The organism is Vibrio sp. VPAP30 (assembly GCF_001188205.1).
In the GTDB taxonomy this organism is placed as follows: Bacteria; Pseudomonadota; Gammaproteobacteria; order Enterobacterales; family Vibrionaceae; genus Vibrio; species Vibrio bivalvicida.
The window spans coordinates 15,841-30,733 of sequence record NZ_LBLS01000034.1 but is presented as its reverse complement, the minus strand read 5'-3'; the positions used below and the strand labels follow the sequence as shown (position 1 = coordinate 30,733).

12 protein-coding genes are annotated in these 14,893 nt (G+C 45.0%); 7 read left to right on the top strand and 5 right to left on the bottom strand.

The features are described 5' to 3' along the window. Positions 1-78: 78 nt before the first annotated feature. The 3 genes from mazG to eno all read left to right on the top strand — a co-directional run bounded on the left by mazG (position 79) and on the right by eno (position 4,054). Positions 79-876: a nucleoside triphosphate pyrophosphohydrolase gene (gene mazG, locus ZX61_RS14635; protein WP_049845366.1), complete on the top strand. Its 798-nt coding sequence runs from the start codon at positions 79-81 to the stop codon at positions 874-876. A 161-nt stretch (positions 877-1,037) separates the two neighbouring features. Further along, positions 1,038-2,678 carry a CTP synthase gene (locus tag ZX61_RS14630; RefSeq protein WP_049845365.1) on the top strand — a complete coding sequence of 547 codons (1,641 nt, stop codon included), beginning with the start codon at positions 1,038-1,040 and terminating at the stop codon, positions 2,676-2,678. 77 nt (positions 2,679-2,755) lie between these two features. Further along, positions 2,756-4,054: a phosphopyruvate hydratase gene (eno, locus tag ZX61_RS14625; protein ID WP_049845364.1), complete on the top strand. Its 1,299-nt coding sequence runs from the start codon at positions 2,756-2,758 to the stop codon at positions 4,052-4,054. Positions 4,055-4,267: 213 nt separating this feature from the next. Here eno and ZX61_RS14620 read toward each other — a convergent pair whose 3' ends face one another. Beyond that, complete coding sequence (locus ZX61_RS14620) at positions 4,268-5,497, bottom strand: multifunctional CCA addition/repair protein (RefSeq protein WP_049845363.1); 1,230 nt, start codon at positions 5,495-5,497, stop codon at positions 4,268-4,270. Between the two features lie 88 nt (positions 5,498-5,585). Between ZX61_RS14620 and ZX61_RS14615 the strand changes: the two genes are divergently transcribed. Both ZX61_RS14615 and ZX61_RS14610 read left to right on the top strand, forming a co-directional pair. After that, positions 5,586-7,208, top strand: a complete 1,623-nt coding sequence (locus tag ZX61_RS14615) for an ExeA family protein (protein WP_049845362.1) — start codon at positions 5,586-5,588, stop codon at positions 7,206-7,208. Beyond that, positions 7,201-7,980, top strand: a complete 780-nt coding sequence (locus tag ZX61_RS14610) for a general secretion pathway protein GspB (protein ID WP_049845361.1) — start codon at positions 7,201-7,203, stop codon at positions 7,978-7,980. Before ZX61_RS14615 ends, ZX61_RS14610 begins: the two co-directional genes overlap by 8 nt. A gap of 74 nt (positions 7,981-8,054) precedes the next feature. On the opposite strand, the gene ZX61_RS14605 is transcribed toward ZX61_RS14610, so the two are convergent. The 3 genes from ZX61_RS14605 to ZX61_RS14595 form a co-directional block, all read right to left on the bottom strand. Next, the gene (locus ZX61_RS14605) at positions 8,055-8,666 is read right to left on the bottom strand and encodes a TIGR04211 family SH3 domain-containing protein (protein WP_049845360.1); all 612 of its coding nucleotides are present in this window, start codon (positions 8,664-8,666) and stop codon (positions 8,055-8,057) included. 174 nt (positions 8,667-8,840) lie between these two features. Beyond that, entirely contained in the window at positions 8,841-10,100 is a 1,260-nt protein-coding gene (locus ZX61_RS14600; RefSeq protein WP_049845359.1) for an inorganic phosphate transporter, read from the bottom strand. A gap of 132 nt (positions 10,101-10,232) precedes the next feature. Then, entirely contained in the window at positions 10,233-10,913 is a 681-nt protein-coding gene (locus ZX61_RS14595; RefSeq protein ID WP_049845403.1) for a TIGR00153 family protein, read from the bottom strand. A 206-nt stretch (positions 10,914-11,119) separates the two neighbouring features. Here ZX61_RS14595 and ZX61_RS14590 point away from each other — a divergent pair, with 206 nt between their 5' ends. Then, positions 11,120-12,637, top strand: coding sequence for a CYTH and CHAD domain-containing protein (locus ZX61_RS14590; protein WP_049845358.1), 1,518 nt, complete (start codon positions 11,120-11,122; stop codon positions 12,635-12,637). Between the two features lie 28 nt (positions 12,638-12,665). On the opposite strand, the gene ZX61_RS14585 is transcribed toward ZX61_RS14590, so the two are convergent. Beyond that, positions 12,666-13,433, bottom strand: a complete 768-nt coding sequence (locus ZX61_RS14585) for a potassium channel family protein (RefSeq protein WP_049845357.1) — start codon at positions 13,431-13,433, stop codon at positions 12,666-12,668. 111 nt (positions 13,434-13,544) lie between these two features. Between ZX61_RS14585 and ZX61_RS14580 the strand changes: the two genes are divergently transcribed. Further along, positions 13,545-14,801 carry a methyl-accepting chemotaxis protein gene (locus tag ZX61_RS14580; RefSeq protein ID WP_049845356.1) on the top strand — a complete coding sequence of 419 codons (1,257 nt, stop codon included), beginning with the start codon at positions 13,545-13,547 and terminating at the stop codon, positions 14,799-14,801. Positions 14,802-14,893: the final 92 nt, after the last annotated feature.

Below are 14,893 nucleotides of genomic sequence, written 5' to 3'. Positions count from 1 at the left end.
AAGGTGAGTGGTTTTGGCCGCTCACCTTTTTATTTGAATGAAAGTTCTTTAGCTAGAAGATTTAAAGGAAGAAGGAATATGAGCCACCCAATCGAACAGTTGGAACAGATCATGAGCAAGCTGCGTGACCCAGAAAGTGGTTGCCCTTGGGATCTCAAGCAGAGCTTTGACACTATTGTGCCACACACCATTGAAGAGACCTATGAAGTCGTTGATGCGATTCAAAATCGAGACTGGCCGAATTTAAAAGAAGAATTAGGTGACCTACTTTTTCAAGTTATCTTCTATAGCCAATTGGCTAGAGAGCAGCAACTGTTTGATTTTTCCGAAGTGGTGGAAAATGTTAATGAAAAGCTGACTCGTCGTCATCCTCATGTTTTTTCAGATGTTGAATTTGAAACTGATGATCAGATCAATGCAAATTGGGAAGCGGAAAAAGCCAAAGAAAAAGCACAAGTAGGCAAAACAGAGCAAAGTATTCTAGACTCAATACCAAATTCTCTTCCTGCGTTATCACGTGCCACAAAGATGCAAAAAAAATGCGCTAAGTATGGCTTTGACTGGGACTCGATTGGCCCGGTTGTGGGTAAGGTTCAAGAAGAGATAGATGAAGTGATGGAAGAGGCGCTGCAAGTCTCTCGTGACGAAGAAAAAATTGAGTTGGAATTAGGTGATTTACTGTTTGCAACGGTGAATTTTGCGCGTCATCTGGGTAAAGACCCTGAAGTCGCTTTAAGCAAAGCCAATCTTAAGTTTGCTAAACGTTTCAAAGGTGTCGAGGCACTGGTCGCAGAGCAGGGCAAGCAGCTATCTGATTACGATTTGGAACAGTTAGATGCGTTTTGGGACAGAGTAAAAACACTAGAAGCGAAGTAAGATAGTGGCAACTAATCCACCACTTGAATTTGATTTGAAGCAAAAAATAAAAAATTGCAGTGTGATAGATTTCACGTTGTAGCGGAAAAGGGCTTCTGGTATATTTATATCCCGTCCAGAAGAAATCCATTTTCCCTCATTCAACCAATTTCAGGTTAAACATGACGACAAATTACATTTTTGTTACTGGCGGGGTTGTATCCTCTCTAGGTAAAGGTATTGCAGCAGCATCTCTTGCGGCTATTCTAGAAGCTCGTGGTCTTAAAGTGACTATGATGAAGCTTGACCCTTACATTAACGTTGACCCAGGCACTATGAGCCCAACTCAACATGGTGAGGTGTTCGTCACGGAAGATGGCGCTGAAACTGACCTTGACCTTGGTCACTATGAGCGTTTCATTCGCACCAAGATGTCTAAGCGCAACAACTTCACTGCAGGTCGTGTTTACTCAGACGTTCTCGCTAAAGAGCGTCGTGGTGATTACCTAGGTGCAACAATTCAGGTTATCCCTCACATCACTAACGCAATCAAAGATCGTGTAATTTCTGGCGCTGAAGGTCATGATGTTGCGATCGTTGAAGTCGGTGGTACGGTTGGTGACATCGAATCTCTACCATTTATGGAAGCGATTCGTCAGCTTGCTGTAGAACTGGGCCGTGAACGAGCAATGTTCATGCACCTTACTCTAGTTCCTTACCTAGCAGCAGCAGGTGAAGTGAAAACTAAGCCGACTCAGCACTCAGTTAAAGAACTACTTTCTATCGGTATCCAACCAGACATTCTGGTTTGTCGTAGCGATCGCATGATCCCTGCGAACGAGCGTAAGAAGATTGCTCTGTTCTGTAACGTTCAAGAGAAAGCAGTAATCTCAATGAAGGATGTAGATTCTATCTACAAGATCCCTCAACTAATTAAAGCTCAAGGTCTAGATGACCTAGTATGTTCACGCTTTGGCATTACAGCTCCTGAAGCTAACCTGTCTGAATGGGAACAAGTAATCTACGAAGAAGCGAACCCAACTGGTGAAGTCACTATCGGTATGGTTGGTAAGTACATTGAACTGCCAGACGCTTACAAATCAGTCAACGAAGCACTGAAACACGCAGGCCTTAAGAACCGTCTAAGCGTAAAAATTAAATACGTAGATTCACAAGATGTTGAGTCAAAAGGTGATGAAGCACTTGCTGACCTTGACGCAATCCTTGTTCCTGGTGGTTTTGGCGACCGTGGTGTAGAAGGTAAGATCCTTGCTGCAAAATACGCTCGTGAAAACAACGTACCTTACTTAGGTATCTGTCTAGGTATGCAAGTCGCACTGATTGAATACGCGCGTAACGTAGCGGGTATGGAAGGTGCACACTCAACAGAATTTAACAAAGAGACGAAGTACCCAGTTGTTGGTCTAATCACTGAGTGGGTTGATGGTGAAGGTAAAGTTGAAGAACGTACTGAAACCTCTGACTTAGGTGGTACTATGCGTCTTGGTTCACAACTGTGTCACCTAGAAAAAGGGACTAAGGCTCGTGAACTATACGGTAGCGCGACAATCCATGAGCGTCACCGCCACCGTTATGAAGTGAACAATATTCTTCGTCCTAAGATCGAAAAAGCAGGTCTGAAAGTGTCAGGTCTATCTGCAGACAAGAAACTGGTAGAAGTGATTGAGAACCCAGCTCACCCTTGGTTTGTAGCGGCTCAGTTCCACCCAGAGTTCACTTCAACGCCTCGCGATGGTCACCCACTATTTGCAGGTTTCGTGAAAGCGGCTGGTGAATACCAACGCGGCGAATTAGAGAAGTAAAGGATACGGGCAGCAGCGTTAGTAGTGCTGCTGCCCTTAATTTTGACATTATATATTCAACGAGAAGGAAACATTCAATGTCTAAGATCGTTAAAGTTCTAGGTCGTGAAATCATCGATTCACGTGGTAACCCAACTGTAGAAGCTGAAGTACACCTAGAAGGCGGTTTCGTAGGTATGGCTGCTGCTCCATCTGGCGCATCAACTGGTTCACGTGAAGCTCTTGAGCTACGTGACGGCGACAAAGCTCGTTTCCTAGGTAAAGGTGTTCTTAAAGCTGTTGAAGCTGTTAACGGCGAAATCGCTGAAGCTCTAGTTGGTAAAGACGCTAAAGACCAAGCTGCAATCGACGCAGTAATGATCGACCTAGATGGCACTGAAAACAAGTCTAAGTTCGGCGCAAACGCAATCCTAGCGGTTTCTCTAGCAAACGCTAAAGCTGCTGCAGCGGCTAAAGGCATGCCTTTATACGAGCACATCGCTGAGCTAAACGGTACTGCTGGTCAGTTCTCTATGCCTCTACCAATGATGAACATCATCAACGGTGGTGAGCACGCTGATAACAACGTTGACATCCAAGAGTTCATGATCCAACCAGTTGGTGCTAAGACTCTTAAAGAAGGTCTACGTATCGGTGCAGAAGTATTCCACAACCTAGCTAAAGTTCTTAAGTCTAAAGGCTACAGCACAGCAGTTGGTGATGAAGGTGGTTTCGCTCCTAACCTTAAGTCTAACGCTGAAGCTCTAGAAGTTATCGCAGAAGCTGTTGCTGCTGCTGGTTACGAACTAGGTAAAGACGTTACTCTAGCTATGGACTGTGCAGCATCTGAGTTCTTCGACAAAGAAGCTGGCATTTACAACATGAAAGGCGAAGGTAAGACTTTCTCTTCTGAAGAGTTCAACCACTACCTAGCTGAGCTAGCTAACCAATTCCCAATCGTTTCTATCGAAGATGGTCTAGACGAGTCTGATTGGGATGGCTTCAAGCACCAAACTGAACTACTAGGTGACAAGCTTCAACTAGTAGGTGACGATCTATTCGTTACTAACACTAAGATTCTTGCTGAAGGTATCGAGAAAGGCGTAGCTAACTCTATCCTTATCAAGTTCAACCAAATCGGTTCTCTAACTGAGACTCTAGCTGCAATCAAGATGGCTAAAGACGCAGGTTACACAGCAGTAATCTCTCACCGTTCTGGCGAAACTGAAGATGCAACTATCGCTGACCTAGCGGTAGGTACAGCTGCAGGTCAAATCAAGACTGGTTCTATGAGCCGTTCTGACCGTGTTGCTAAGTACAACCAACTTATCCGTATCGAAGAAGCTCTAGGTTCTAAGGCTCCTTTCAACGGTCTTAAAGAAGTTAAAGGTCAATAATTCATAGCAATTTGCTGAATTATTCGCTTTAAAGCTTTCGAAGCGCTCCACTTAGGTGGAGCGCTTTTTTTATGGGAGATGAGAACGGGCTTCGCCCTAAGAGAGTCGGGAACGGACTCCGTCCTTCGAGAAGTTCTCGTGGTGAAGTGGTCGAGACTTGTTGGCCGTACCTGTTCACGATAGAGCTTAACTCTTTGAACGTATCTCGTGTCTCTATTCTCGCTTCTCGATTCTCAGATCTCGAATAGCCTCAACTCTGCGCTTTTCCATCTCAGTGCGAATATCTGCGCCTTTAAAGCCATCCTTAATGATGTCTTGTACGTTGATGGAAAGGGCAGCCTGATAGGCTTGCTCAAAGATAACTTTTTGTGGGTAATCAATCTCTTCATGACCTGTTCGCCCTCGGCTATCGGCCATACAACAAAGCAGAATATCTTGTAAGCGTTCAGGTTTACGCCACACATCGAACTTATTCAGGACTTTGAGTTTGGTCTCAGGTCGAAGCTCAGCGGCTCTATGGATGTTGGAGTGTTGTTCACACACCATCAAAGCTAAATCACGAAACTCGTTTGGAACACGCACTCGCTCACACAGTGTTTTGATCAGTTTAACACCAGTGTGGCAGTGCATTTTATGGCTTGGCCACTCTGATTTTGGTGTAATGCCTTTACCCAAGTCATGCACTTGAGCGGCAAAACGGACAGTTAAAGAGTCACTTAATTTAGCGGCTTGCTCAGCAACGAGTAAGGTATGAATACCAGTATCAATTTCAGGGTGCCACTTTTCTGGCTGAGGTACGCCAAACAGAACATCTAGTTCAGGCAAAACCACTTTTAAGGCACCACACTCGCGTAATACCGATAGAAATATTTGCGGATTTTGTGTCGATAGGGACTTATGCCATTCTTGCCAGACTCTTTCGGCTGTCAGGTGCTCGAGTTCACCTGAATGTGAGATTTTTCGCATAAGCTCGATGGTTTCATCGGCAACACAAAAACCTAAGTGGTGAAGCTTAGCTGCGAAACGGGCGACTCGCAGGACTCGCAAGGGATCTTCGGTAAAAGCATCAGAAACGTGGCGTAAGATCCGATCTTCGAGATCTCGTCGACCGTTAAAGGGATCGATGATATTGCCGTTAGGATCTTGAGCTATGGCATTGATAGTCAGGTCGCGCCTGAGTAAGTCTTCTTCAAGGGTGACATCAATGGCAAAATAGCATTCAAAGCCAGTATAGCCCGAGCCCACTTTGCGCTCTGTTCTCGCAAGAGCATGCTCTTCTTTACTGTCTGGGTGAAGAAATACAGGAAAGTCTTTACCTACCGCTGTATAACCTTTTCTCAGTAGCTCTTCAGGCGTGGAGCCGACAACAACCCAGTCTCTGTCATAGACGTCAATATCTAGCAGTTGATCTCGAACTGCTCCACCAACAAGGTATCTTTGCACCTAGTTCTCCCTTTTCATCAGTTTGCCATTGGCTAATCGTGTCAGCAATGGTACTTTTCTTAGCACTAAATTCCCAGAGAAGAGAGTTATGTATCAACAACATTTTGCACTGACAGAGTTGCCTTTTTCTATTGTGCCAAACTCTCGTTTCCTCTATCAAAGTCGGCGCCATAAAGAAGCGATCTTTCAAATCCAAGCTGGACTAGGTGAAGGTGGTGGCTTCGCTATGCTGACGGGGGAAGTAGGAACGGGTAAAACGACCATTGCAAAATCGATACTTAAAACTCTAGCAGATAACACGCGTGCAGGGTTGATCTTAAATCCTACTTTCTCGAATATTGAGCTATTAGAGGCAGTATGCGATGAGTTTGGTATTCGCTATGAACCGAACTCTTCGCTAAAGCAGCTTAACCAACAGATTCATCACTTTTTGTTGGAGAATCATTCTAACAGGGTTCAAACCCTGTTGGTTATTGATGAGGCTCAGCACCTGTCTGCGGATGTACTAGAACAGTTACGCTTACTGACCAACCTGGAGACGGAAAGCCAAAAGCTGCTTAAGGTGTTGCTGATTGGTCAGCCTGAGTTACAGCAAAAACTGCAAATGCCCCAGTTAAGGCAGCTAGCGCAGCGTATTACAGGCCGCTACCATCTATTGCCGCTTAATCAAGATGAGACCAGAGACTACATCAAGTTTCGTCTTACTTTGGCTGGTGGCTCTCCTAGCTTGTTTTCAGCTCAGTCGATTCGGTATATTGCCCGTCATACACAAGGGATTCCACGTCTAATTAATTTAGTCTGTGATGCCTGCCTTAAGCAAGCCTACAGCATTGGTGAGTCGCAACCCTCTCATGCAACGGTTACGGCTACATGTGATGAGGTGATGAGCTTTCAAACCGGATCGGTGCTGCCAGTGACAGCGAAAGCCTCAGTAACAAAGAACATCTTGTCACCCAGTTTACTCTCACTATTATTGGCAGGTGTGTTATCTGTTGGCACCTATTACGCAACTCCGATGTTGGTCACTCCGACAATAACTCACCAGCTACAACAGCAGTACCCTGCGGTTGAGAATACTCAGCAGAACAAGCAAGTGTTTCCACAGGAACTGAAAACCTTGCTCAATCAAGCTAACAGTCAGGAAGCGGCGATTACTTCATTGTATAAAGTCTGGGGCTATCGGGCTTCTGTGTTGGATCAACTGTGTTTGGATAATGGTGAAGGGGTATTTCGTTGTGTACTTGAAAATGGCTCTCTTGAACAGCTTGCCGAAAAAAATGTGCCTGTTGTGCTGACACTTCATATTGAGCAGCAACCGCGTTTTGTTGTCTTGTACGGACTTTCTGAAAGCAGAGTGTCGCTGTTAGTGAACGATCAAGTTATCGAGTTTGAACGTCAATGGTTAAGTCGTATATGGCAAGGCGAATATCGAGAGATTTGGCAGAGCTACTGGAATGAAACGTTGAAGCCTGGAATGAGAGGTGAGGCGATTGCTGCGCTCGATCAACATCTATCTCAAGTGTTAGGGGAAAAGGCATCAGGGCAAACTCAGTTCAATCAACAGCTTAAACAGAAAGTCGAGTTGTTTCAGCGTTGGCAGGGGCTAACAGTGGATGGCATTGCTGGCAAAAAAACATTGCGCTTGCTGGAAAGGCTTTCTCAGCCACAAGCGCCTTCATTAACGTCTCGAGAGGTCAGTTCGAATGTCTAAAGTGATGCAAGCCTTGGAACGTTCAGAGCGTAGTCATCAAACCCTTACTACGCAAAATCAGCCCCTTGCCCATTCATTGATGCAACAGCAGAATGAACCATCTAATAAACGAACTATCGCTTTTGCCGTGATTCCACCACTGTTGGTAGCTGCATTTATGGTGTATGACACCTACAAATCTGAGAAACAACAGTGGTTAGATCAGAATGTTTCTCAAACGGTAATCGTTGAGGTGCCTTTTGAATACCAGGTAGAGCAAGCGCCAGATTTTGGTCAATTAGCAGCAACTTATCGCGGTGAGTCGATAACAGATCAAAGTGATTGGTTAACCCAAGCTGAAAAGGATGTTAGCCCGCTACCTGAAGAGGTGTTTGAGCAAGTGGAGCTCCGTGATAATATTGCCTCAACCAGTAAGGATGATCTTTTGTCTGGGGTCGACTTATCGCAACTTTCACCGGAATTGGCGCAACGTTTTGAATCAGCCCTCAACGCGAAAGCGAAGCAAGAGTCACGGGCTCGCAGCAGTGAAGCTTCTCATCTTTCTCAGCAAGCAGAACGTTGGTTTGGAAAACTACCTGCTATGAATTTTCAGACTCATGTCTATTCGAGTAGACCAAATAAGCGTTGGGTTAAGATCAATGGTGTTGAGTATAACCAAGGTGACTGGGTGAGCGATGACATTGAGCTAGTCTCTATTGAGCAGCAATCTTGCCTGATTCGCTTCAAAGGTGAGTTGATAGAAGTACCAGCACTGTATGACTGGCAAGGCTAGGTACTGGTTGAACTGAGGTAATGAAAAGGTCACCAATGTGACCTTTTTTGGTATTGAACTGTTTTGCTAAGTGCTTATGCCCAGCCTGAAGGGGAGCGCTTTCTACGTGGAATGATATGAGGAAGAATCAAACCAAATAGCAGACCTAGGCCAGCTACACCGCCACCGTACATAAAGTACTTAAGCAGGAGATCATCTTTTTGTGTGTCTAGCTTAGCACGTAGCTTACGAGCTTCTTCCTGTGACGCTGACAGCTGTTTGCTCATATCGCTGTAGCCTTGCTCTAGTTCGCTAATCTGGGTATTACGTGTTTCTAATGAGTCAATCAGACCTGCTTTCTCTTGGTCTGCGTTCGAACGCGCATTGGCTAGTTTCTCTTTAACATCAGCCAGTTCTTTTTCTAGCTTAGGTAGACGCAGCGCCATGCTCTCTTGTCTGGTGACGAAACGGCTCTCTACCCAACCTTTGCGTCCTTTTCCATCTTGAACTTGAGTGTAGCCACTATCACGATTTACGGAGAGAAGCTTTACTTTATCCCCAGCATCTACGCTGCCAATAATTCGGAACTCATTGCTAGGGCCTGAATGCATATAGGTAAATAGTTTATCAGAAATGTAACGGTCTTGAGCCATTGCAGCTGGAACAGCGAGCATTGATGCTAGAACGAAGCAAACCAGTTTTTTCACGGTAAATCCTTTAACAGTCTAAGAGGGTCTGCAAACCCATAATCTATTTCTTTGCTAACGCCAAATAGTAAGTAGTTTCGAGGTTGACTGCAACAAAGAAGGGAGGCTGAGCCTCCCTTTATGCGGTTTTGAGTCAATAATGACAGTGTATTAACACATCACTGACCTTATTGATTAAACGAACATTGCCTGAATCGCGTAGAAGAACACCACTGCAAGTAGTGCACCAGCTGGTAGCGTAACAATCCACGAAGCCACGATGTTACGTACAACGCCTAGGTTAAGAGCTGCGATACCGCGAGCAAAACCAACACCTAAGACCGCACCAACCAGTGTTTGTGTCGTCGAGATAGGAAGGCCTGTGCCCGAAGCAAGTACAACAGTACATGCAGTTGCTAACTGAGCAGCGAAACCGCGGCTTGGCGTCAGTTCAGTGATACCTGTACCAACAGTCGCCATTACTTTATGGCCAAGTGTTGCTAGACCAACCACGATACCGAAACCACCTAATGGCAGAATCCACCAAGCGATTGTGCTCTTACCAGTGATTTCACCCATGTGTTCAACGGTTGATACGACAGCAGATAGAGGACCAATAGCGTTTGCTACGTCGTTCGAGCCGTGAGCAAATGCCATCGCACACGCAGTGATAACCATCAGTACGCTGAAGATACCTTCTACACCTGCAAAACCGTGGTCGTCTTCGCGGCTAGCGAATTTCTTTTGAATATAAAAGTAACCACCTGCCATAACAAGTGCAGAAACGACAGCCGCCCACATCCACGCTTCGCCATTTGAAAGGTGTAGACCAACGTGCTTAAGACCTTTCTTAATTGTAACTAGTGCGATCACCATCGTAGTGATAAACATGTACACAGGAACAAAGCGTTTTGCATTAAATAGCGGTTTCTCAGTATCAAAGATCAGGCGCTGTGCACTGACAAAGATAACATAGGCAAAGAAACCAGAGATGACCGGAGTGATGATCCAGCTACCAACGATACCTTGAACTGAAGCCCAATCTACAGCTTCTGTACCAACAGAAACACAGGCAAAGCCGATGATGGCACCGATAATTGAGTGAGTGGTTGATACAGGCCAGCCCATGTAGGAAGCCAGCAGTAACCATGTACCAGCGGCAAGAAGCGCAGACATCATACCGTAGACTAATACATCTGGTTGGTGAGCAAATAGGGACGTTTCAATTACGCCTTTACGGATAGTGTCGGTTACTTCACCACCTGCTAAATATGCACCGGCAAATTCAAAGATCATTGCGATAATGATCGCTTGTTTAACCGTTAGAGCCTTTGAGCCTACTGATGTACCCATCGCATTAGCAACATCGTTTGCGCCAATACCGATAGCCATCAGAAAACCGAAAGCTGCTGCAATAATAATCAGGACAGTGCCGTAGTTCGCAAGGATATCCATCGTAATACCTAGTTGTTGATAACAAGCGGAGCAAAAATTAAGCACGACAAAACCCCTTCAGCGCTTCAGTATTTATCGCCTAACAGGGGTGTGAACGAGTTAGATGCTCTTCGTTATTTGGTTAACTTATGTTTATGAGCGAGACAACATTACTTCCAGACGCGCACCAACACGTTGCGCCTGATCAGCAATACCACCTACCCACTCTAGAATTTTGTAAAGGAACATCACATCAATCGGATTCAGATCAGCTTCGATTGCCATTAGGCCTTGGCGAAGTTGAATCTGCATTGCATCAGTGTCGTCCTCAATCACATCCAGTTGGTGGATCATTTCAGCCACAAGTGTTACTTCACGGCCTTTAAATCCAGTTTCCAATAACTCATCAAGCTCATTGATAACTTTTTGCGCTTGCTCTGCTGCGTCTAAGCAACGTTTTACGTACGCAATAAAGTTTTCTTGAAGAGGTGCAGGAATAGTCAATTGACGGCCATAAACACGGCCAGCAATGTCTTTTGCAAGGTTTGCGAGTTTGTCTTGTTGAGTCAGTAGCTCTAGCATGTCGCTACGATCAACGGGCATAAACAAACCACGGGGAAGTTTGAGACGAATTTCGCGCTTGAGTACGTCGGCTTCTTTCTCTAGATGAGAAATCTGTGCGCGGATTTCAGATGCTTTTTCCCAGTCACCCTTTGAACTGACTTCAAAGAAGTTAACTAGATGCGAGCAACATTCGTTTACACACACAACGTGGCGCTGCAAAGGTTTAATAGGGGACTTTGCAAATAACCCCATAATTGTATTTACTGGCATGGTCATTCAACCCAATTAATATAACCTAAAAACTAACATACACCATTTCATGGCGAAATGTTGAACGATGGCTATAAAGGCGCGCATGTTAACCCATTAAATCACTCATTAAAACTGTTTTAGATCATCATTAGCGCGATATTTCTTTCTTGCCGAGTAAGAAAATAGGCAATATCCTGTCTTTATCTGCTTTGAAAGGTAACACTATGGAAACCGAGATAGAACTGAAGTTTTTTGTTTCTCCTGAATTTTCAGAGACTTTGCGTCAGAAAATCGCTGAAACCAAAGTACTTCAGCACAGTTGTCGAGAGTTAGGTAACACCTACTTTGATACGCCTGACCAGTGGTTACGCCAACACGATATTGGTCTTCGTATTCGTCGCTTTGATGACGTCTATGTCCAAACTGTAAAAACAGCCGGACGCGTAGTCGCAGGTCTGCATCAAAGACCTGAATTTAATGCTGAGCATGACAGCAACGATCCTGAGCTTACTCTCCATCCGCAAGATATTTGGCCAACTGGTAAAGACGTTACGACGTTACAAGCTGAACTAGAGCCACTTTTTTCTACTAACTTTCGCCGTGAGCAGTGGCTGATTGGCATGGCCGATGGCAGCCAAGTTGAAGTGGCCTTTGATCAAGGCAATGTAGAAGCCAATGGTAAACAAGACCCTATCTGTGAAGTTGAGCTTGAATTGAAGTCAGGCCAGACTGATGCGCTGTTCACCTTAGCTAGAAGCTTTTCTGAAGATGGTGGTATGCGCTTAGGCAACTTGAGCAAAGCGGCAAAAGGCTATCGCTTGGCAATGGATTACGCAGGTGATGAAGTTAAACCGTTGCCGTTAGTCAAAACTGACAAGAACGATACAGTTGAATCTTGTTTTATCAACTCGTTAGAGCATGCGCTTTCTCATTGGCATTATCATGAGCAGATTTTTTCAGAGCGTGATTCTATTGAATCGGTTCATGAAATCAAAAACTCGATCAGCTTTATTCGTCAGATCCTGACCGTTTATGGCGGTGTCGTTCCACGTCGCGCTAGCGCTATCCTACGCCAAGAGCTGAAATGGCTCGAGCAAGATCTTGAATGGCTACATGATTATGACTATTTAGAAGATCTTCTTGATGACAAAGGCCATGCGTTGCGTAAATTGGATGCGCGTAAATTCCTTATTGGAGAGCTCAAACTGTTACAAGAGCAGCTACCAAGTCGAGATCAGATTCTAGAGCTGCTCAACTCCGCGCGTTACACAGGTCTTTTACTCGACCTTAGTCGCTGGATTCTAACCCGCGGTTGGCAACCTTTCTTAGACGACAAGTCTCGCGAGAAAATGTCGCTCAATATTGAGCACTTTTCGGTGCAGCAATTGGATCGTACCTGGGCAGAGTTGATGGAAGCTTTCCCGCCCGAAAGGAGTCTCAGTAGTGCCGATTATATTGAACAGCAGTATCGCTTGATGCGTAACCTTTATACAGGGGTGAGTTTTGCGAGCCTGTTTGACTTTGATGAACGTGATAGCTTCCGTCTGCCATGGAGTGATTTATTGCATGGTACTGATGACCTACTCAAATTGAAAACCTTAGAGCAGTTGGTTGAAAAGCTAGAAGGCGATGAACGCGAACAGCTAGAGCGTTGGTTGGCGCGTCAAGAAAGCTCGATTCTCCACGCGATGGAGCAAACTCGCGTTATCTGTATAGAGGCTGAGCCATACTGGCAAGACTAGATAAAAGTGATTGATATCAACGGGAGCCTTAGGGTTCCCGTTTTGTGTTTACTTGCTGCTGTTCGAGTCTATCTAAGCGTTCAATAATCTCATTTTGCTTATCTACTAATTCGAGAAGTAGCCGCTCCTTATTCTCTGAACGTGTGGTTTGTATTTTGGAGGGGGTGGTGATCATTGAGGTGACCAATCCAGAAATCATACCGAATAAACCGACACCACATATGATTAAACCTGCGGCTAATATGCGTCCTGCATTCGTCACGGGATAATGATCCCCATAGCCAACCGTTGAGATAGTCACTAATGCCCACCACATCGCATCGCCGCCATCACGTATATTGGCATTTGGCGCATGGCCTTCAATAAATAGCATTATGCTCGAACCTGCGGTTAACAGGATCACCATTAGGAGCAAAATCGACGCCAAGGTGGTTTCGTGTTTGTTTTTAAGCAATTGTTTGAGCACGCTGCGACTAGAACGAATAACCAAAATTACGCGCAAAATTGAAAATAGCCGTGCATAACGAAGTGGTTCAATCATAGGAATACTGGCAACAAAGTCTATCCAGTGATTTTTCAAAAATTGCATACGATTTGTCGCACGGATCAAATCAACACTGAGTTGCAGCAGAAATATGCTACAGATAATGAAGTCGAGGCCGATAAGTACTTGTCGAGTGTCAGGGTGCAATGGAAAAAACAACAAGCCAGAGATCACAATTAGCGCCATAAAAGACAGGATTAGTGATAGCAAGCTCATCGGTTTAGTATCGTCTTTGATATTATCTCTATTCATACGAGGCTCGAAATAAATGAAACGCAGTGAAACCAGAGGATTGGGTCTCAGATACGCTCACTCTATTACAAAGTGCTGCAAAGATAAAATTGACGAAATGGAGAATGGACAATGACCAAAATGGCGTTTAAGCCATGGGAACGAGTAATAACGGATGTTCGACTTGTTCCCAAAATGGTGATGTTGATGGTGTTCAGTACCGTATTGATCATCGGCAAGCAGTTATGGGATGCGAGTACCTTTTATGATTCTCTGCTTGTTGTGACGCAAAATGCGCAAGTCGCACAAGAGCACTATGAAGCCTATTTGGTTCAAGTTGTGTGGCAAACCGTAATCATGATTGCGGTGTTTGTTACTCTCCTGCTATTTGCCGCACGAGTGATGTTACGTCAAACCCAATATTTAAACGATTCAATCAAAACGATGGCCGAAAGAGATCTTTCTGTACCAATCGAAATGGCGTGTAAAGATGAGTACGGTGATGTAGCTCGCGAGCTAGAAAAAACACGTGTACAACTGCAAGAAATGATCAAGCTGCAAGTTGATGCCTCGCAAGAGCTTTCTGGGTTGACTGAAGTGATGACGTTAAGCATGTCAGAAACCAAAGAGTCGGCTCAGGAAGAGTTCAATGAAATTGACCAGCTCGCCACAGCAATGAGCGAAATGACCTCGACCGTTCAGACTGTTGCCGATCACGCGCAAAATGCCTCCTCGTTAACTGAAAACGCTTCTGGTCAGGCGGCAACAGGTCAGCGTTTTGTTCAAGATACAGTGGTTAAGATTAGCGAGCTATCACAAGATATTTCTGCATCAGCTCAAGCCGTTAATCAAGTAGAAGAGAGCGTCGATTCTATTGGAAGTGTTGTTGGAACAATCCAAGGTATATCGGAGCAAACTAACCTGCTGGCGCTAAATGCTGCGATTGAAGCGGCGCGTGCGGGTGAGGCTGGGCGTGGCTTTGCAGTAGTTGCCGACGAAGTACGTAATCTTGCCCAGCGTACACAGCAAGCGACGGTCGAAATTCAAGAGATGATCACCCAGCTTCAATCAAGCGCAAGCTCTGCGGTTGAGCTAATGGAGAAAAGTGTGGTTGAAGCCGCTGAAGGTGTCGAGCTAGTGACCAATGCGGGAAGCGAATTGGACGGTATTGTTGGTCAGGTAAACCAAATTAACGACATGAATTTCCAAATTGCGACCGCGGCAGGTCAACAAAGTAGCGTTGCAGAAGAGATGAATCAAAATCTGACCAATGTTCGAGAGTTAGTTGAAGCGTCGGTTACGGTAGTTTCAGAGCTGCTTGAAACTTCGGAAATCATGCAGCAAAACGCTGAAGAACTAGATAAGAAGATCACCTCATTTAAGGTTTAGCCTCTCAACTTAACCCCTACAAACGCTCACTCGCTACTAGTGGGCGTTTTTTATTGGTATAAATAGGGGGTACCCTTCTCTCGATTGGTATT